At 67.0% G+C, this 18610-nt stretch carries 16 protein-coding genes and 1 riboswitch; of the genes, 6 read left to right on the forward strand and 10 right to left on the reverse strand.

Annotated elements, in window-relative coordinates:
• Positions 1–29: 29 nt before the first annotated feature.
• Both ribB and AC5O77_RS05960 read right to left on the reverse strand, forming a co-directional pair.
• Positions 30–1130: a 3,4-dihydroxy-2-butanone-4-phosphate synthase gene (ribB, locus tag AC5O77_RS05955; protein WP_125894905.1), complete on the reverse strand. Its 1101-nt coding sequence runs from the start codon at positions 1128–1130 to the stop codon at positions 30–32.
• Positions 1127–1753, reverse strand: coding sequence for a riboflavin synthase (locus AC5O77_RS05960; protein ID WP_121504934.1), 627 nt, complete (start codon positions 1751–1753; stop codon positions 1127–1129). The genes ribB and AC5O77_RS05960 overlap by 4 nt, the downstream gene beginning before the upstream one ends.
• Before the next feature lie 74 nt (positions 1754–1827).
• Positions 1828–1973, reverse strand: a riboswitch (FMN riboswitch).
• 187 nt (positions 1974–2160) lie between these two features.
• Here AC5O77_RS05960 and AC5O77_RS05965 point away from each other — a divergent pair.
• From AC5O77_RS05965 to AC5O77_RS05975, 3 genes are all read left to right on the forward strand, one after another.
• A complete protein-coding gene (locus AC5O77_RS05965; RefSeq protein ID WP_107432420.1) occupies positions 2161–2781 on the forward strand; it encodes a hypothetical protein in 621 nt (206 codons plus the stop codon).
• A gap of 152 nt (positions 2782–2933) precedes the next feature.
• Positions 2934–3818, forward strand: coding sequence for a hypothetical protein (locus AC5O77_RS05970; RefSeq protein ID WP_478057660.1), 885 nt, complete (start codon positions 2934–2936; stop codon positions 3816–3818).
• A gap of 95 nt (positions 3819–3913) precedes the next feature.
• The gene (locus tag AC5O77_RS05975) at positions 3914–4348 is read left to right on the forward strand and encodes a hypothetical protein (protein WP_478057661.1); all 435 of its coding nucleotides are present in this window, start codon (positions 3914–3916) and stop codon (positions 4346–4348) included.
• A 35-nt stretch (positions 4349–4383) separates the two neighbouring features.
• On the opposite strand, the gene ribD is transcribed toward AC5O77_RS05975, so the two are convergent.
• The 6 genes from ribD to AC5O77_RS06005 form a co-directional block, all read right to left on the reverse strand.
• Positions 4384–5469 (reverse strand): bifunctional diaminohydroxyphosphoribosylaminopyrimidine deaminase/5-amino-6-(5-phosphoribosylamino)uracil reductase RibD, encoded by a 1086-nt coding sequence (gene ribD, locus AC5O77_RS05980; RefSeq protein ID WP_478057662.1) that lies wholly within the window; start codon positions 5467–5469, stop codon positions 4384–4386.
• 114 nt (positions 5470–5583) lie between these two features.
• Positions 5584–6105, reverse strand: coding sequence for a transcriptional regulator NrdR (gene nrdR, locus AC5O77_RS05985; protein WP_004143350.1), 522 nt, complete (start codon positions 6103–6105; stop codon positions 5584–5586).
• Positions 6106–6254: 149 nt separating this feature from the next.
• Positions 6255–6704: a hypothetical protein gene (locus AC5O77_RS05990; protein WP_478057663.1), complete on the reverse strand. Its 450-nt coding sequence runs from the start codon at positions 6702–6704 to the stop codon at positions 6255–6257.
• Between the two features lie 27 nt (positions 6705–6731).
• Entirely contained in the window at positions 6732–7151 is a 420-nt protein-coding gene (locus tag AC5O77_RS05995; RefSeq protein ID WP_100437869.1) for a hypothetical protein, read from the reverse strand.
• Between the two features lie 66 nt (positions 7152–7217).
• Entirely contained in the window at positions 7218–8471 is a 1254-nt protein-coding gene (gene glyA / locus AC5O77_RS06000; RefSeq protein WP_010481990.1) for a serine hydroxymethyltransferase, read from the reverse strand.
• Between the two features lie 185 nt (positions 8472–8656).
• The gene (locus tag AC5O77_RS06005) at positions 8657–9130 is read right to left on the reverse strand and encodes an RcnB family protein (RefSeq protein WP_087921504.1); all 474 of its coding nucleotides are present in this window, start codon (positions 9128–9130) and stop codon (positions 8657–8659) included.
• A gap of 253 nt (positions 9131–9383) precedes the next feature.
• Between AC5O77_RS06005 and ettA the strand changes: the two genes are divergently transcribed.
• From ettA to AC5O77_RS06020, 3 genes are all read left to right on the forward strand, one after another.
• Positions 9384–11048, forward strand: a complete 1665-nt coding sequence (ettA, locus tag AC5O77_RS06010) for an energy-dependent translational throttle protein EttA (RefSeq protein ID WP_005412220.1) — start codon at positions 9384–9386, stop codon at positions 11046–11048.
• Between the two features lie 184 nt (positions 11049–11232).
• Positions 11233–12549 (forward strand): NCS2 family permease, encoded by a 1317-nt coding sequence (locus AC5O77_RS06015; RefSeq protein ID WP_005408048.1) that lies wholly within the window; start codon positions 11233–11235, stop codon positions 12547–12549.
• 81 nt (positions 12550–12630) lie between these two features.
• Positions 12631–13635, forward strand: a complete 1005-nt coding sequence (locus AC5O77_RS06020) for a DUF4434 domain-containing protein (protein ID WP_478057664.1) — start codon at positions 12631–12633, stop codon at positions 13633–13635.
• Here the strand turns inward: AC5O77_RS06020 and AC5O77_RS06025 are convergent.
• A complete protein-coding gene (locus tag AC5O77_RS06025) occupies positions 13629–16463 on the reverse strand; it encodes an NfrA family protein (protein ID WP_478057665.1) in 2835 nt (944 codons plus the stop codon). The two genes, AC5O77_RS06020 and AC5O77_RS06025, sit on opposite strands and share 7 nt — an antisense overlap.
• On the reverse strand, positions 16460–18607 hold the full coding sequence (locus AC5O77_RS06030; RefSeq protein WP_478057666.1) for a glycosyl transferase family protein: 2148 nt from the start codon (positions 18605–18607) through the stop codon (positions 16460–16462). The genes AC5O77_RS06025 and AC5O77_RS06030 overlap by 4 nt, the downstream gene beginning before the upstream one ends.
• Positions 18608–18610 lie beyond the last annotated feature (3 nt).

The raw sequence follows: 18610 nt of genomic DNA on the forward strand, positions 1-18610 counted from the left end.
AGATGTGTATAAGAGACAGGCACTACCCATTACAGGGTCACCGTCTCCACCACTTCCAGGCCGTAGCCGGCCAGGCCGATCTGGCGGCGCGGGGTGCCCAGTACGCGCAGCTTGCCCAGGCCCAGGTCGGACAGGATCTGCGCGCCAGCACCATTGCGGCGCCACTGGCTCACGTCCTTGTCCTTGCCCGGCACCACCGGCGCCGGCTGCTGGCGCAGGCGGGCCAGCAGGGCCTCGCCGTCGCGCGGGGCCGACAGCACCACCATCACGCCGGCGCCTTCGGCATCGATCGCGCGCAGGGCATCGGTGGCAGCCACGCCGAAGTCATCGCGGCGCCAGTGCAGCAGGTCGGCCAGCGGGTTTTCCACCTGCACGCGCACCAGGGTCGGCGTTTCGGCATCCGGAGTGCCGCGCACCAGGGCGAAATGCACGTCGTGGGCGATGCGGTCGCGATAGGTGACCAGCTTGAACGGGCCGAATTCGGTATCGATGTCGCGTTCATCGACGCGCTCGACGGTCTTCTCGGTGGCCAGACGGTAGGCGATCAGGTCGGCGATGGAGCCCATCTTCAGGCCGTGCTCGCGGGCAAACACTTCCAGCTCCGGGCGGCGTGCCATGCTGCCATCCGGGTTCAGGATCTCCACCAGCACGCCGGCCGGTTCCAGCCCGGCCAGCATGGCCATGTCCACGGCCGCCTCGGTGTGGCCGGCGCGGGTCAGCACGCCGCCCGGCTGAGCGATCAGCGGGAAGATGTGGCCCGGCTGGTGCAGGTCCGACGGCTTGGCGTTGGGCTTCACCGCGGTGCGGATGGTATGCGCGCGGTCATGCGCCGAGATGCCGGTGGTGACGCCCTCGGCGGCCTCGATGCTGACCGTGAAATTGGTCTGGAACTGCGCGGTATTGGCCTGCACCATCGGCGCCAGGCCGAGATCGGCGGCGCGGGTGCGGTTCAGCGGCAGGCACACCAGGCCACGGCCATGGGTGACCATGAAGTTGATGTCGCTGGCCTTGACCAGCTCGGCGGCCATGATCAGGTCGCCTTCGTTCTCGCGGTCTTCGTCATCGACGATGACGACCATGCGGCCCAGGCGGATGTCTTCCAGGATCTCCGGAATCGGGGCGAAATTCATGCTGCATCTCCATGCGGGTGCTGGCCGTTGGCCGGCACACTGATCAGGCGCTCCACGTATCGGGCGACCAGATCGATTTCAAGGTTGACCGCACTGCCCACGCCTGCGGCGGAGAAGGCGGTGTTGGCCACCGTGTGCGGGATCAGGGCGACTTCAAAACCTTCATCGTCCACTTCGTTGACGGTGAGGCTGACGCCGTCCACGCAGATCGAGCCCTTCTTGGCGATGTAGCGGCGCAGCGAGGCCGGAGCTGCGAAACGCCAACGCTGGGCACGCGCGTCTTCGTGGATGGACAGCACCTGGCCGAGGCCGTCGACGTGGCCGCTGACCAGATGGCCGCCGAGGCGGTCGGTCGGGCGCATGGCGCGTTCCAGGTTGATGACCGCACCCTCGCCCAGCTGGCCGAGCGTGGTCAGGCCCAGGGTCTCGGTGGAGGCATCGGCCTGGAAGCTGCTGGCGTCGAATGCGATGACGGTGAGGCAGACGCCGTTGATGGCAATGCTCTCGCCCATCTGCACGTTGTCGAACGGCAGAGTCCCGACATTGAAGGTGAAGCGGACATCGCCGCCGATGGATTCGCGTGCGGCCAGACGGCCGACGCCTTCGATGATTCCAGTAAACAAGTAACGTTCTCCGCGAAAAGTGAGCGAAAAACGCCGCAAGGCAAACAGGCGCACGCAGGGCATGAGCCCTGTGGCACCGTCTTCTTTCATCCGGACTATGACCGTCGGCTCCGGCATTGGACCGGATCTGCTGACCCCCGGCCGTGGGCCGGGGCGCTCGCGGGCTCGTGCTTGCGCACCTACCGCCGGTGGGGAATTGCACCCCGCCCTGAAGACGTTTGTGTACCGGCGAACCGGCGTGGCTAGTGTACCAGCCCGTGCTGAACGGGGTCGGATGCCACAGCTGTGACGGCCGTCGCTCGCAATTTGTAAAACTTTCATTAAAATTCTGCCCCGGACGACATGAGGTCGCCACGGGCAGCCCGCTGGGCATGCCCGCCAAAGGACTGAAATTCACAGGAATTCCCATGCGCAAGATGCTGATCGTGGCCGCCCTGCTGGCCGCCGCCCCGCTCTCGGCTTCGGCCGACGCCCTGAGCTACACCTACGTTGAAGGCGGCTGGACGCAGGTCAAGGTTGACGACAACGCACTGGACGACCCGAAGGTCGACGGCGGCTACCTGCGAGGCTCCGTGGCCATCGCCGAACAGGTCTACGTGTTTGGTGGCTGGTCGCGCACCAGCAAGACCTATCACTACAGCGACGGTTCGCTGAAGGTTGAACTGAATCAGCCGGAGCTGGGTATCGGCTACCACATGCCGTGGACCGACCGCGTCGACTTCACCGCCGACATCGCCTGGGTGCGCCAGAACGCTGAGCTGACCGATCGTTATGACGGCTACAGCGACCGCTACAAGGACCACACCAACCTGGCCCGCGCCACCATGGGCATCCGCGGCAAGCCGTCGCGCATGACCGAAGCCTGGGCCAAGGCCGGTTACATGGACGGCGGCAACAACTACAAGGGCACCTGGGTCGGCACCATCGGTGGCCAGATCAACTTCACCAAGACCTGGGGTCTGGTGGGCGAGATCTCCGGCTACCGCGACGTCACCCAGTACTCGGCCGGCGTCCGCGCCAGCTTCTGATCCAGCGATCGCTCCTCGTCGTGCGATCGAACGGGCCCCGCAAGGGGCCCGTTTTTTTGGCCGGCATACACGACCTCGAGACCCCATCGCGCCATCGAAAGTCCACGCAGATGCGCTAGGCTTGCGCGCCTCTGGAACAGGAAAACACCGTCATGAAGACCCCCACCCGTACTCTGCTGGCCAGCATGCTGCTGTGCGCCCCGCTGATCGCCACGGCCGCCCCGGCCACGCTGTCGCCCGAACAGGCGTTCGACCTGTATGCACGCACCCTGCTGGAAGACGACGCGACCGCCACGCGCGCGCTCAACGACGCACTGAAACCGGCATTCGAAGGCCAGGACGCTGTGACCCCGAACCCGGGTGCGCTGGCCAAGGCATTGGCCGAACCCTGGCAGACCGTACTGGCCAGCACCGGCGCCAAGGTAGACGCTGCAGCCACCGAAGCGCTGTATGCCAAGGCGCTGCGTGATTCGAAGTGCCGCGCGACCAAGAGCGTGATCGAAGACAACGAATACGTTGAAGACCAGAAGCTGGCGCGGATCACCTACAGCTGCCAGCTGCCCGACCTGGGCAAGGTGCGCCCGCTGTTCGCCGCCAGCCTCGCATCCGATGCCAGCCCGGCCTCGCGCAAGCAGTTCACCGATGCCTATACCCAGGCGCTGCAGAGTGGCGCGCGCGTGCCGGTCAGCGGCACCTTCACCCTGTACCCGGCCAAGGACAACGGCTACTGGTACAGCGGCAACTTCGATGACCTGGTGGGCACCGTGGCCGGTGCGCTGGCACCGTTCGAGGACTGGATGCAGGACGCGCAGGCGGCCAACGCGCCGAAGGTGACCGGCGTACCGGGCTGCGACCTGTTGCTGCAGCAGCATCGTGCCTGCGTGGCGAAGATCGCACCGGACCAGATCAGCGGCGTGGACGCCATGGCCGAGGAGCTGAAGGCCAAGGCACAGGTACAGTCGACCGATGAGATGACGCAGGAGTGCAAGGCACTGCGCCCGATCGCCGAGATGATGTGGACCGACGAGTGCGCGTGAGCCGCGTGTAGAGCCGAGCGCTCGCTCGGCTCATTGTCGCCGACGACGAGGGCGGCCGCACTTTCAGAACCGTTGCATGGCCCTGTGTGGCCCGCATGGTCAATGCTGTTGCCCTCTTCCATCGGGGCAACCGCATGAAACACCGCACGACGTCGACCACGGTCATGTTGCTGACGCTGCTGGCGCTTGTGGCGTGCGGGCAAGCCAAAGCTCCCAAGTCCAGGATTACGACCTTCTCGGTCATCCCAGCGGTTGCCTTCGAGTCAACCCTGCTGAGCGACAGGCAGCTGGATGCGTGGATGAGCGAAGACGACGACTGCCACGCGTTCCTGATGTACCACGATCAGTGCGCAGTGCTGGTATTGCCGCATGAGTACGACGACGGTTTTACCCGTCACCAGCTGCGATTGAAGGCGAAGAACCTGCCGGGCGAGGCACTGGGCGCGTACTGCCGCAACCTGCATGCGCTGTGGAAGCAGCAGTGGAAGGGCCAGTGCCCCATCGGCGAAGAAGACGAGGAGGATGCCTGACGACAAGGGCGTCGCCCCTGCTTCGCGTCATTCCCTCAAGGGCGCAGCAGCAGCCTGATGTCCTCGCCGACCTGACGCTGGTCAACCACACGCAGGCGACGCTGCTGGTCCATGGCATCGATACCGATACCGGCCAGCAGCGGGCGGCCGTTGTCGCCCAGCAGCGTAGGCGCCTGATACAGCAGTAGTTCGTCTACCCAGTCACCGCGCAGCAAGGCACCGGCCAGCGTCGCGCCGGCTTCGGTATGCACCTCGTTGATGCCGCGTTCGGCCAGCAGTGCCAGCACCGCGCCAAGATCGAGACGGCCGTCAGCACTGGGCACGCTGGCAAATTCTGCGTCGACCGCATCCGGTGCACTCACTGCAGCAGCGTGCAGATACAGCGTCGGTGCCCCGCCCTCGCGCACACGGCTGCATTCGAGCGAACGCAGGCGCGAATCCAGCACCACGCGCAGTGGTGGCACAACCTCGGTATCGGCCAGGCGCACGGTCAGCATCGGATCATCAGCCAGCACCGTGTCGGCGCCGGTGAGGATCGCACCCGCACGCGCGCGCCAGTGCTGCACGTCTTCGCGCGCGGCCGGCCCGGTGATCCACTTGGAGCTGCCATCGGCCATCGCGGTACGGCCATCAAGGCTGGCCGCCAGCTTCACCCGCAGCCACGGCCGGTTGCGCTCCACATGCGACAGGAAGCCTTTGTTGAGCTCACGCGCCTGCGCCGCCATCAGCCCTTCGGCAACCTCGATGCCGGCGTTGCGCAGCAGATCAAAGCCACCGCCATCGACCTTCGGGAATGGATCGCGCATGGCGGCAACCACGCGCGACACGCCCGCTTCAATCAGGGCCAGCGCACACGGCGGCGTACGCCCATAGTGCGCACACGGTTCCAGCGTGACGTAGGCGGTGGCACCGCGGGCCTCGCTTCCGGCCTCGCGCAGCGCGAACACCTCAGCGTGCGGTCCACCGGCGCGCTGGTGCCAGCCTTGCCCGACCACGCGTTCGCCGTGGGCGATCACGCAGCCGACCATCGGGTTGGGGCGGGTGGTGTAGGCAGCACGCTCGGCCAAGCGCAGTGCGTTGGCCATGTGCAGGTGGTCGAGAACGGAGAACGGGGTGGTCATGCGGCCATGGTAGCGCCGTTGGTGTGGATCCATGCCATCAGTGCCAACCAACGGTTGGCACCCACCAGTGGATGTGCCATCGGTGCCAACCAAGGTTGGCATCTACCGGGGCGGTCAGCCCTTCTTCTTCTTGGTCAGGGCGATCACGTCGCCCAGCAGCTGCAGCTGTTCGGTACTGGAGGGCAGATCACGCTCCAGCTTCTCGATCTCCTCGCGGAAATCGGCCACGTCCTCGAAGCTGCGGTAGACCGACGCGAAGCGTACGTAGCCGACATGGTCGAGCTTGCGCAATTCGTTCATGACGAACTCGCCGACCTTGATCGAGGGCACTTCGCGCTCGCCGCTGATGCGCAGCTGGTGGACCACGGCGCGTACCGCCGCTTCGATCTTGTCTTCGGCCACCGCACGCTTCTGCAGCGCGCGGTCGAAGCCAGCGCGGACCTTGCGCTGGTCGAATGCTTCACGAGTGCCATCGCTCTTGACGATGGCGGGCAGTTTCAACTCCACCGTTTCCATGGTGCTGAAGCGCTCGCCACAGGCTTCGCATTCACGCCGACGACGGATCGTCGCGCCGTCTTCGGAGACGCGCGAGTCGATGACCCGGGTATCGGCATGTTGGCAGAAGGGGCAGTGCATGGAACGCCTGGCTCAGGAAAGTACCTATTGCCACGGTCATGGCAGCGTCGCAAAGGTACCTGAGAAAGGGCCCCGCAGCAAATGCTGTCTGCGCGGAAGTGCCTGCATTTCGGCCGAACAGAGCCGCCAGCGCGGTCACGGCTGCGCGTTCAACCGGGTGCCGGCGGCGCCGAGGCCTCGCGCGCCCAACGCAGCCACGCCAGATGCCCTGCCATCACCAGCAACGGCGGGCCGAACCCGAGGAAGGCCAGGGTCGAGATCTCCCCGTGCTTGAAGGTGAAGTACAGCGTGGCGCCAACCACGCCCAGCGCGGCCAGGGCCCCCAGCGCCAGGCCGACCCAGGCGACAACCGGCGATTGGCGCAGGCCGCTGACACCGCGCCACAGGAACAGGCCGCTCAGCCACAACCACGACAGCAGGCCGATGATCCCGGCCGACGACCACAGCAGCAGGATCCTGTACTCGTCACCGGTCAGGTACTTGCCATCCCATACGACCATCAGACCCAGCACGGCACCCGTGCCTCCGGCGGCCACCGTGGGCAGGCCCACCAACAGGCCGGCAATGGCCATCCAGCGTTTGTGCAGACGCTCATCCATGCGTTCGGTTTCCTTCCCTGGGCCGCATCATCCGCGGCGTTTGATCCACACCAGCATCGCAGCCGGCACCAGCATCGACGGGCCCAGCAGCAACAAGCCGAGGCCTTCGCCGTGCACGGCGATGCCCCACCACAGCGCCAGCCCCAGCGGCGGCAAGGCGGCGAGACCGCCCGCCAGCAGCATCCACCACCAGAGGCGGTGCACGTGCAACCCGGCACGCCCCTGCAGCAGAAAACCCGCGCTGAGCCACAACCAGGCCAGGCAGCCGGCAATGCCAGCCAGGCCCCACAGCGGCATCACCGTCACCGAGGCCAGCGTGCCATGGCCGAACTGGCCCAGCCCCATCAGCAGCAGCATCGTCGCCGCCGCGCCGCCCATCGCCAGGCTGGGCAGGCCGAACAGCACCGCCAGCGCGGTGTAGAGGTACTTGAGGTGGCGCTCATCCATGCGCGGTTACTCCCATACCGGTGTCGGAGCCCTTCCCGGCGGGAAGGGATCCGACCCCTGCTGCGATCAGCCGTAGACCGGGTACTTGCGGCACTGCGCGCTGACGGCGTCGCGCACGCGGGCGATGACGGCGTCATCGTTCGGTGCGTCGAGCACGTCGGCGATCCAGTTGGCCAGGTCCACGCAATCCTGTTCGACGTAACCACGGGTGGTCACCGCCGGGGTGCCCAGACGCAGGCCCGAAGTGACGAACGGCGAACGCGGGTCGTTCGGCACCGAGTTCTTGTTGACGGTGATGTGGGCCTTGCCCAGCGCGGCTTCCGCGTCCTTGCCGGACACGTCCTTGCCGATCATGTCGACCAGCATCAGGTGGTTCTGGGTGCCGCCGGAGACGATCTTGTAGCCGCGCGCGATCAGCGTGTTGGCCATCGCCTGGGCGTTCTTCACCACCTGCTGCTGGTAGGCCTTGAAGCCCGGTTCCAGCGCTTCCTTGAAGGCCACGGCCTTGCCGGCGATGACGTGCATCAGCGGACCGCCCTGGATGCCCGGGAACACGATCGATTGCAGCTTCTTGACCAGGTCTTCGTCGGCGCCCTTAGCGACGATGATGCCGCCGCGCGGGCCGCGCAGGGTCTTGTGGGTGGTCGAGGTGACCACGTGCGCGTGTTCCAGCGGGCTCGGGTAGACGCCAGCGGCGACCAGGCCGGCGACATGGGCCATGTCGACGAACAGGTAGGCACCGACCTTGTCGGCGATGGCGCGGAAGCGCGCCCAGTCGATCACCTGCGAGTAGGCCGAGAAGCCGGCCACGACCATCTTCGGCTTGTGCTCCAGAGCCAGGCGCTCGACTTCGTCGTAATCGATCAGGCCCTGGTCGTTCACACCGTACTGCACGGCGTTGAACAGCTTGCCCGAGGCGTTCACCTTGGCACCGTGGGTGAGGTGGCCGCCGTGGGCCAGGCTCATGCCGAGGATGGTGTCACCCGGCTGCAGCAGAGCGAAGTACACGGCCTGGTTGGCCTGCGAGCCGCTGTGCGGCTGCACGTTGGCGTAGTCGGCGCCGAACAGCTGCTTGAGGCGGTCGATCGCCAGCTGCTCGGCGATGTCCACGTATTCGCAGCCGCCGTAATAGCGCTTGCCCGGGTAGCCTTCGGCGTACTTGTTGGTCAGCTGGCTGCCCTGGGCTTCCATCACCGCCGGGCTGGTGTAGTTCTCGCTGGCGATCAGCTCGACGTGGTCTTCCTGGCGCTGGGTCTCAGCGGCGATGGCCTTGGCCAGTTCGGGATCGTAGGATTCGATGCGGACGTCACGCGGGAACATCGGGTACTCCAGCAGGCAGGGAAAAGGGGGTACGGCTCAGCCCCCGATTGTAGCCCCGCGCCGGGCTGCCGGGGCCGAAATGAACGGGGCCGGCATCCCCGAAGGAATCCGACCCCGTATGGTTTCGATTGCGCTGGCCCCGGCGTACCGGTAGATCCACGCCATGCGTGGATAGGGCCGCCGGCTCAGCGGTTGCTGAGCACGTACTGGGCGATCACACCGGTGGCGATGGCGACCAGCAGCATGTTGCCGCGGTCATCGCGGATCCAGTGGTGGCCATACGGCGGGCGACGCAGGTGGTAGCGCGGGTAGTCGTTCACCACGTAGACCGGGCCGCGGTAATAGTCGCGGTAGCGGTGGCCGACCTTCCAGCCGTAGCCGGGGCCATAGGCCGGGCGATAGACCACGCGCGGCGGTGCCGGGCGGTAGTAGCGGTCATGGTCGCGGTGCCAGTCACGGCGGTCATGGCGGTAGTCGCGCCGGGCCTCGCGGCGGTCGCGCTCCCAGTCGCGGCGATCCTGGCGCCACTCGCGGCGATCCTCGCGCCATTCACGGCGGTCATGGCCGCGGCGATGGTCGTTGTCGGCGAAGGCCGGGGCCACGGCGCCGAGCGCCAGCACAGAGGCCACGGCGCCGGCCATTATTCGATTGATGCGCATGTCAGACCTCTGCTTGGGTGGGTGGTGAGCCCATATTGCGCACCCGATCTGAACCGTTTCCGGCTGGAAACGCTTCCCGCTACAGGACTGTGACCGGGTATTCAGGCCGCGGCCAGCCCGGCGCCCCTGCCCGGGCGCGGCCCGGAACCGGTTCCGGCTATAATTGGCGGTATTCCATTTCAGTCTGTGCCCGCTGCCGCAACGGGATGTTCCCGTGACGGATCGGGCGCAGGGCCGCGCCTACGGAGACCGCATGTCCTCGCAATACATCTACACCATGAACCGCGTGTCCAAGGTGGTCCCGCCCAAGCGGCAGATCATCAAGGACATCTCGCTGTCCTTCTTCCCGGGCGCGAAGATCGGCCTGCTGGGCCTGAACGGCGCCGGCAAGTCCACCGTGCTGAAGATCATGGCCGGCGTGGACACCGATTTCGAGGGCGAAGCCCGCCCGCAGCCGGGCATCAAGGTCGGCTACCTGGCGCAGGAACCGGAACTGGACCCGACCAAGACCGTGCGTGAAGCGGTCGAGGAAGGCGTGGGCGAAGTGCTGCAGGCCCAGGCCGCGCTGGACGCGGTGTACCTGGCCTACGCCGAGGAAGGCGCCGACTTCGACGCGCTGGCCAAGGAACAGGAGCGCCTGGAGGCGATCCTGGCCGCTGGCGACGCGCACACCCTGGAGAACCAGCTGGACGTGGCCGCCGATGCGCTGCGTCTGCCGCCGTGGGATGCCGTGGTCGGCAAGCTGTCCGGTGGTGAAAAGCGCCGCGTGGCGCTGTGCCGCCTGCTGCTGCAGAAGCCGGACATGCTGCTGCTCGACGAACCGACCAACCACCTCGACGCCGAGTCGGTGGAATGGCTGGAACAGTTCCTGGCGCGCTACACCGGCACCGTGGTGGCGGTCACCCACGATCGCTACTTCCTGGACAACGCCGCCGAGTGGATCCTGGAACTGGACCGCGGCCGCGGCATTCCGTGGAAGGGCAATTACACCGACTGGCTGACCCAGAAGGATGAGCGCCTGAAGCAGGAAGACAACCAGGAAAAGGCCCGCCAGAAGGCGATCCAGAAGGAACTGGAATGGTCGCGCCAGAACGCCAAGGGCGGCCGCACCAAGGGCAAGGCCCGTCTGGCCCGCCTGGAAGAGCTGCAGTCGGTCGATTACCAGAAGCGCAACGAGACCAATGAAATCTTCATCCCGCCGGGCGAGCGCCTGGGCAATGCGGTGATGGAGTTCAAGAACGTCTCCAAGAAGTTCGGCGACCGCCTGCTGTTCGACAACCTGAGCTTCCTGGTGCCGGCCGGCGCCATCGTCGGCATCATCGGCCCGAACGGTGCCGGTAAGTCGACCCTGTTCAAGATGATCACCGGCCAGGAAAAGCCGGATACCGGCGAGATCGTGGTCGGCCCGACCGTGAAGCTGTCCTACGTGGACCAGAGCCGCGACGCGCTGGAAGGCAACCACAACGTCTTCCAGGAAATCGCTGGCGGCCTGGACATCCTCAACATCAACGGCATCGAGATCCAGTCGCGCGCCTACATCGGCCGCTTCAACTTCAAGGGCCAGGACCAGCAGAAGATGGTCGGTTCGCTGTCCGGTGGTGAGCGTGGCCGCCTGCACATGGCCAAGACCCTGCTGCAGGGTGGCAACGTGCTGCTGCTCGACGAACCGTCCAACGATCTGGACATCGAAACCCTGCGTGCGCTGGAAGATGCGCTGCTGGAGTTCCCGGGCAACACCTTCGTCATCTCGCATGATCGCTGGTTCCTGGATCGCATCGCGACCCACATCCTGGCGTTCGAAGGCGACTCGCACGTGGAGTTCTTCCAGGGCAACTACCGCGAGTACGAAGAAGACAAGCGCCGCCGCATGGGCGACGACGCCGCGCCGAAGCGCCTGCGCTTCAAGGCGCTGAAGTAAGGCAACAGGAAAGGCCGCGCTCGCGCGGCCTTTCTCCTTTTGGTAGGTCGCCACCGTTGGTGGTGACGGTGTGGAGCGTACCGACCAACGGTCGGCACCCACCACCAACGGTCGGTACCCACGTTCTGCATTCGGGTAGGTCACGACCGTTGGTCGTGACGCATTATTGTCGCGAGATTCCCCCATGTCCCTGTTCGAGCGCCTGTTCCAGCTGCAACAGCACGGCACCACCGTGCGCACCGAGCTGCTGGCCGGTGTCACCACCTTCCTGACGATGTCCTACATCGTCTTCGTCAATCCCGAGATCCTCGGCACCACCGGCATGGATGCGGGCGCGGTGTTCGTGGCCACCTGCCTGGCGGCTGCACTGGGTTCGGCGGTGATGGCGCTGGCCGCCAACTTCCCGGTCGGCATGGCGCCCGGCATGGGCCTGAACGCGTTCTTCGCCTTCACCGTGGTCGGCGCTGCCGGCCTGCCGTGGCAGCAGGCACTGGGCGCGGTGTTCATCTCCGGCCTGGTGTTCCTGGTGCTGTCGCTGACCGGTGTGCGTGCATGGCTGGTGTCGGGTATTCCTTCGTCGCTGCGCTCGGCCATCGTGGCCGGCATCGGCCTGTTCCTGGCGATCATCGCGCTGCAGAAATCCGGCGTGATCGTCGGCAATGAAGACACGCTGGTGGCGCTGGGCCCGTTGAACACGGCGCCGCCGCTGCTGGCGCTGGCCGGCTTTCTGCTGATCGCGGTGCTTGAAGCGCGTCGCATCCGTGGCGCGATCCTGATCGGCATCCTGGCCGTGACCGGCGCTGGTTGGGCATTGGGCGACGTGCAGTACCAGGGCCTGGTCTCGCTGCCGCCGAGCCTGGCGCCGACCTTCCTGCAGCTGGACCTGCCGGGCCTGCTGCACCATGACGGCGGCGCGCCGATCGCGGTGCTGCTGCAGGTGGTGCTGGTATTCGTGCTGGTGGAAGTGTTCGATGCCACCGGCACGCTGTACGGCGTGGTCGGTCGCGCCGGCCTGCTGAAACTTCCGGGCGCGCAGAAGCGCTTCGGCCGTGCGCTGCTGGCCGACAGCACGGCGATCGTGGCCGGCTCGATGCTCGGTACCAGCAGTACCACCGCGTTTGCCGAAAGCGCCTCGGGCGTGCAGGTAGGTGGCCGTACCGGCCTGACCGCACTGGTGGTATCGGCACTGTTCCTGGCCGCGCTGCTGTTCTCGCCGCTGGCGGCGATGGTGCCCAGCTACGCCACCGCGCCAGCACTGCTGTTCGTGGCCGGGCTGATGCTGCGTGAGCTGGTGGAAGTGGACTGGAGCGACCTGACCGAATCGGTGCCGGCCGCGCTGTGTGCACTGGCGATGCCGTTCACCTACTCGATTGCCAATGGCCTGGCGTTCGGCTTCATCGCCTATGCCGCGCTGAAGGCCGGTACCGGGCGCTGGCGCGAAGTGCATCCGGCGGTGTGGCTGGTGGCGGTGCTGTTCACCCTGCGCTACGCGTTGGAGTAAGTGTTGGGCGGTGCCGGCCAGCGGCCGGCACTACCGGCGGTGGTTCACCTGCCGCGCACGGTGCTTTGGGATGATGCGGGCATGCCACCGCCAGTCCTTCCTGCTGATCCGTCCTCGCCGTTGCGCCGCCGGCTGCTGCGTGCGGCAGTGCTGGCGCCATTGGCCGGCACGCTCGCCACCCTGCCCGGCTGCTCGCTGCCGGTGCAGGTGGATGGCACCTTCCTGCAGCCGTGGCGCAGCCACCTGCAGTGGGACCTGGCCGACTGGCAACGATCCTTGAAGCTTGCACGTACGCTGGGCTGCCGGCAGCTGGTGCTGCAGTGGACCGGCATCGTCGGTGGCAGCGACGGCGACTGGTCGTTGCCCGACAGCAGCCTGCAGCAGCTGTTCACCGCCGCCAGCGAGAACGACATCCGCATCCGCGTCGGCCTGCCCTTCCAGCAACGCTGGTGGCATGCCATCGGCGCAGACGATGCCACGCTGCAGACCTTCCTGGCCGAGAGCCTGGCGCATGCACGCAGCTGGTTGGCACAGGCGCCCTGGGCGCAGCAGCCGGCCTTCGGGGGCTGGTACCTGCCCTACGAGTTGGAGCAGTACCACTGGGCCGATCCGGCCCGCCAGCACTGGCTGGCGCAGTGGCTGCACGGGCTGGTGCAGGCGACCAGCGCACGCGGTGGCGACTGCGCGATGTCCTGCTACTTCAGCCGCCTGCAGACCGATGGCAACCTGGTCACGTTGTGGCAGGCCGTGCTGGCCCAAGCGGTGGTGCGGCCGATGGTGCAGGACGGTGTGGGGGTGGCCGGTGCCGGCAACGTGCAGCAGCTGCAACCGCTGCTCGATCATTTCCACGCGCACAGCATCGGCTTCGATGCGATCGTTGAACTGTTCCGCGAACTGCCCGGCGGCCCCGCCGACGGCAGCGGATTCAAGGGCGAAACCGCCGATGCCACGCGCATCCGGCGGCAGTTGGCATGGGCACGCGACAGCGGCGCACAGCACGTGCTGGTCTATGCATTGGAGCCATGGCTGACCCAGGACACACCGCAGGCCGCAGCGCTGCGGCGACGCTGGGGCCTGCCTCAGTAGTAGAGGATGGCGGTGGCGAACAGGCCCTTGGCACGCTGCGTATCACCACCGCCGATCGCGATGCGGTACTGCACGGTCAGGTCCAGGTAGGAACGCGGCGTGTTGTAGTGGTCCTCGCGGAACCAGTAACGCACGCCCACGCCTGGCCCTGCGCCAAGTGACCAGCTGCGCTGCGTATCGTTGAGCGCGAACGACTGCGCCGGGAACGGCGGATAACGGATGTCGCGCACGCGCGAGCGCTGGTCCAGCCAATCGGCGCCAACCACGACATAGGGTGTGACCACCCAGTGCGTCTGCCCGGCACCGAAACGGAAGCTGCGCCCGGCGCGCAGTTCACCGGCAGCGAACCACTGTTCGCGATGCAGGCGCCCGTTGGCCTCGCCAAGGCGCCGCACCGGCGTGCCGTTGGCATCGAGCGCGTCGAGGGTGAAGGTGGCACCGTTGTCGTCCCAGGTATATCCCCCCTGCGCATAGCCACTGACCATCCACCACTGGTTCACATCGGTGCGCAGATCGGTGCCGTGGTAATAACCGTAGGTCAGGTAGGACATCCATCCACCGGAACCGCTGGCCAAGCGGTAGCGCGCCAGCGTGCTGGCTTCCAGTGGCCGGTTCAGGGCCAGCTGCAGGCGGCACTGCACGGCTGCCGATGCGGGGTAGACCTCGCCCTGGCGGGTGGCGCTGCCCAGGAACTGGCGGCGCTCGATGCCGGCGCTCAAACCGGTCTGGCCAAACGCGTAGCGCAACCCGAACGAGGCGATGGTGGACGGCCAGCCGGTGGTCGAGCGCGAATGACTGAGGCGCTCGGCGCGAGCACGCGCATCCGGCGTTGATTCGCCGGTGCACGGATCCACCGCGCGGATCGACTCGTAGGTGCCGCCCTCGTCGTACAGCGTGTTGAGCAGGCGTGCGTAGAGCTCCAGCGTGCCATGCTGATCGTTGAAGCCCGGGGGCCGCCAGAACGCCTCCAGCGTACTGAACACCGAATCACCCGGCGTGCTGATCGCTGCGCCGCCGACATTGGTCGCGGCCTGGCGCGCCCCCCGGAAACCGGCCGAGGCGATCACGCCCCACTCGCGTGAATAGTTGGCGATGGCATTGCGCACGTTGTAGCGCTGATGCTCATCCAGCGGCAGCTCACCGACGTCGGCGCGGTCGATGGCGCTACGCAGCAGGGTCACCGCCTGTGGATGATCGCCGTTGGCTGCGCTGGCGTAGGCCTGGTCGAGCACCACGCTTTTCGGTGCCTTGCCCGTGGCCTCGGCGGCACGGAAGTCGGCCAGTGCGCGCACCGGTTCGTCGGCCTTCTGGTTGAGGTAGCCGCGCTGCATCAGCGCCCCCGCGTCATCAGGACGCTGCGCCAGTGCCGCATCCAGGCGCTGCCGTGCTTCGTCCTGCTGTGCGCGGTTGCCCGCTGCCAGCGTGGTGGTCAGCAGGGCTTGCAGGTTCGCGTCGTCCGGTGCGAGCTGCACGGCCTGCCGCGCCTCACCTATGGCCTCGGCGTAGTCCTGACGCGAGTAGGCCGCATAGGCGCGCTGTGCGGCGCCCCCGTCGCCCTGCAGGTCGACCGGCATCAGCTCGCAGACAGTGCCGGTGTCGCCCGACTGGCAGTGCTGGAGCGGCGCCGGATAGGTCTGCGCGCTCATACGCGGAAGCTCGCGACTGGAACGGACCGCCTTGGCGCGCTGCTCGATGCCCTGCCGCAGCAGCTGCTGCGCGCGTGCATCGCCCGCATCCGTTGGCAATGCCGACTGCAGCGGTGCCAGCAGCGCCGCGGCGCGCGTGCGGTCGGCACTGGCCAGCGCCGCATCCACCGCCAGCAGGCGCACGTTGCGCTGCTGCGTTGTTGACCCTGGCGCAGCGAGTGCGCTGTCGAAGTCCTCATTGGCGAGCGCGGTATTGCCCTGGCGCTGGCGCAGGTAACCGCGCATCACCCGTGCATTGAGATCCTGGTCATCGGCCTGCAACGCCTGGTCGGCACTGCGCTCGGCGTCGGCCAGCTGCCCCTGTTGCAGCTGCGTGGTAATCAGCAGCAACCGGTACGTGGCCACCTCCGGCGCCAGCTCGACAGCGGCACGTGCCTGCGCAACGGCCGCGGCATCATCCTGCGTGGACAGCGACCGATACGCCTGCTGGGCCTGCAGCAGCGCGCGCTGTCGATCCAGCGCCACGCGCCGGGCACGCAGCGCCTCGGCATTCGGCGCGCCCAGCTGCAGCGCGGTGGCAATGGCGGCGCCGGCCTGTTCGGGCTGCTGCTGTGCCTCCAGCGCGGCCACCCACAGTAGTGCCCAGGCACCCTGCGTCGGCTGCTGCCGGAAGGCCTGCTCGGCCTTGCCGGCCGCCTCTCCCATCCGCCCGGCGTCATAGGCGTCGTAGGCTTCGGTGGCCAGCGCGTAGGCCTGCTGCCTGCTGCGGTCTGCGGCGCTGCCAACCGGACGCGATGGGGACGCCGTGCGCGCACCCTTGCCGCCCGTGGCCGCGCTTCGTGCAGCGGTGGCAGCCGCCAGCGGCGGCAACGCCGGATCCTTCAACCCCGCGTCCAGTGCACGACGCGCCTGCTGCTGCGCCTCGGCACCCCGCCCCAGTTTCTGCAGCGCATAGATCTGCAGCAGGCGCAGCCGCACCACGTCCGGGCGCAGCCGGATCGCTTCAGTGGATTGCTGGTAGGCCGCCGGGTAGTCGCCGCGCTCATAGGCGGCAAACGCCTGCTCGGCGACGCGGTAGGCCGCACCGGACAGCGGCAGTGCCGCGTCGGCCTGTGCCAGCACCGGCACCGCAGCGCTGGCCAGTGCCACGGCAATGACAGTGGACAGCAGCGTAGTCTTCATGCCGGCAAGGCTCCGGGAGGCGGTGACTGCAGCGCGGCCGCACGTCGGCGCTGCTCCTGCATGGCCTGGGCCACGGCCTCCTCGGTGGTGATGCCCTGCTTGACCAGGTAATCGCCGATGCGGCCGTCGCGCTGCGGCATGTAGTCATCCAGTGCAATCTCGAACCGCGCGTGGTCGATCAGGCGCATCTCCACCAGCAGGTCGCCCAGCAGCGGCACGTTGTTCAGGTGCCACTGCCGGTCGCCGCCGATCAGGCGCAGGCCCGCGTTGATTTCGCTTTCGCGGGCGATGCTCTGTTCAACGTGCTCGCTGCGGGTTTCCTGCTTCAGCAGTGCCAACGCCTCTTCGGGCAATGGGCTGGCCACGGCCAGCCGCAGGGTGCCTTGCTGGCGCGGTGGCAGCGGCAGCATGCGCCATTGCACGCAGGCATCGGCACTGACCGGGAACTGGCAGGCGCGCAGGTAGTCCACATCGATGACCGCGCGTGGCAGGTCGCCCTGGAAGGCGATCGCCTCGGCCAGCGTTTCATCATCCAGCCAGCCCTGGGTGAGCAAAATGCGGCCCAACGGCTGCTGGCGGCCTGCCTGCTGCTGATCCAACGCCTGCTGCAGGCGTTCGGGTTCCACCGCCTGCCAAGTGCTCAACAGCTCACCGAGCTGCTTGCGGGTCTGCACCAGCTGCGCCGCATCCGGGAAGTCGTGCATGGTCTTGTCCCAGACCATGCGCTTGCCGAACAGCAGGTAGGCCAGGAATACCTTCCACGCGCGTGCGGTGGCCATGAAATTGATCATGTTGCCAACCACCATTCGCGGGATCGACATCAGCGCATGCTCCCAGCCATACAGCCGGTTGACGAAGTAGAAGCGCTGCACGACCCGGGTCGCCAACGCCGCCGTGGTCAGCAGCGCCACGTTCATCTGCCAGGTACCGGCCTGGAACACGCTGGGAAACTGCATCGTCCACAGCCCGGTCATTTTCAGCAGCCAGAACAGCAGCAGCTGCAGGAAGATGAGGTAGGCGATGATGCTGACGAACGAGGTGATGATGCCCTTGCGGTCGCGCGCCAGCAGGTACTTGGTGGCCAGCGAGCCGCGCCAGCCCAGCGACTCCCAGCTCTGCAGCCCGATGCCCAGCACCCACCGCGCCTTCTGCCGGTACGACGCTCGGAAGTTGTCGGGGAAGTACTCGCGCACGCACAGCGCCATCTGCTGGGTGCGCTCGCGTACCGGGCCCCAGCCGAACCAGGACGGGCGACGCACGCGGAACTGCACCGGGAAGCGCGCGAAGATCGACTGCATGCCCATCGCCGCCAGCCGCGCACCGACGTCGTAGTCCTCGGTGAGGCTGTCGGTGTTGAAGGGCTGGTTGTCGGTCTGCGCGCTCAGTGCCAGCAGCGCACGCCGCGAGAAGCAGGTGCCGACGCCCGCCGACGGCACCATGCCGGAAACACTTTCACGCACCACCAGATCCTTGGCATGCCATTCGGCGAACTCGTCCATGTAGACGCCGGCCACCAGTTCGTACCACTCGCGGTCCAGCGAGGTGACCGGCAACTGGATCATGTCCTTGCGCGGCAGCAGGTAGTTGTAGAAGCGCAGTTCCATCGGGTGCAGCACGTCCTCGCTGTCGTGCAGGATCACCCCGGCGAACTCGATGTCGTGGCGTTTCTCGTAATCGAAGATGGCCAGGATCAGCCAGTTCAGGCAGTCGGCCTTGCTGGTCGGCCCGTCATGCGGCACTTCCACGCGGCGCAGGCGCTTGTAGCGGCGGCGCATGCGCTCCACTTCGTCGATGGTCTGCTGGTCGTTGGGATAGGTGCCGACGAACACGACGTACTCGCGGTAGTCGAGTACGTTGATCATGTTCTCCACCATCTGCGCGATGACGTCGTACTCCATCCACGCCGGCACCATGATCGCCAGCGGCTGTTGCGGCCGCTGCAGCAGGTCTTCCTGGCTCAGTGGCCGGTACGCCTCGCGACGCTTGATGGTGAGCGCCCGCCAGCTCTCGCGCACCCAGTACCAGACATCGATGAACAGGTCATCGAGACTGGAGATCAGGATCAGCACGGCCACCGCCGCCGCCGTGGTTTCCAGGGCAGCGTAGTAGTTGGCCAGCTGGATGTTCCAGAACAGACCGTCCACGGT

It is taken from the genome of Stenotrophomonas sp. INTA L402-1, assembly GCF_059295135.1.

Excerpts from the sequence above, each read along its gene's own strand:
- AC5O77_RS05975 (WP_478057661.1), top strand. The coding sequence starts at position 3,914 with ATGGTCAATGCTGTTGCCCTCTTCCATCGGGGCAACCGCATGAAACAC.
- AC5O77_RS05995 (WP_100437869.1), bottom strand. The coding sequence starts at position 7,151 with ATGGATGAGCGCCACCTCAAGTACCTCTACACCGCGCTGGCGGTGCTG.
- AC5O77_RS06025 (WP_478057665.1), bottom strand. The coding sequence starts at position 16,463 with ATGAAGACTACGCTGCTGTCCACTGTCATTGCCGTGGCACTGGCCAGC.
- AC5O77_RS06020 (WP_478057664.1), top strand. The coding sequence starts at position 12,631 with ATGCCACCGCCAGTCCTTCCTGCTGATCCGTCCTCGCCGTTGCGCCGC.
- glyA (WP_010481990.1), bottom strand. The coding sequence starts at position 8,471 with ATGTTCCCGCGTGACGTCCGCATCGAATCCTACGATCCCGAACTGGCC.
- nrdR (WP_004143350.1), bottom strand. The coding sequence starts at position 6,105 with ATGCACTGCCCCTTCTGCCAACATGCCGATACCCGGGTCATCGACTCG.
- ribB (WP_125894905.1), bottom strand. The coding sequence starts at position 1,130 with ATGAATTTCGCCCCGATTCCGGAGATCCTGGAAGACATCCGCCTGGGC.
- AC5O77_RS06015 (WP_005408048.1), top strand. The coding sequence starts at position 11,233 with ATGTCCCTGTTCGAGCGCCTGTTCCAGCTGCAACAGCACGGCACCACC.
- AC5O77_RS05970 (WP_478057660.1), top strand. The coding sequence starts at position 2,934 with ATGAAGACCCCCACCCGTACTCTGCTGGCCAGCATGCTGCTGTGCGCC.
- ribD (WP_478057662.1), bottom strand. The coding sequence starts at position 5,469 with ATGACCACCCCGTTCTCCGTTCTCGACCACCTGCACATGGCCAACGCA.
- AC5O77_RS06005 (WP_087921504.1), bottom strand. The coding sequence starts at position 9,130 with ATGCGCATCAATCGAATAATGGCCGGCGCCGTGGCCTCTGTGCTGGCG.
- AC5O77_RS05990 (WP_478057663.1), bottom strand. The coding sequence starts at position 6,704 with ATGGATGAGCGTCTGCACAAACGCTGGATGGCCATTGCCGGCCTGTTG.
- ettA (WP_005412220.1), top strand. The coding sequence starts at position 9,384 with ATGTCCTCGCAATACATCTACACCATGAACCGCGTGTCCAAGGTGGTC.
- AC5O77_RS05965 (WP_107432420.1), top strand. The coding sequence starts at position 2,161 with ATGCGCAAGATGCTGATCGTGGCCGCCCTGCTGGCCGCCGCCCCGCTC.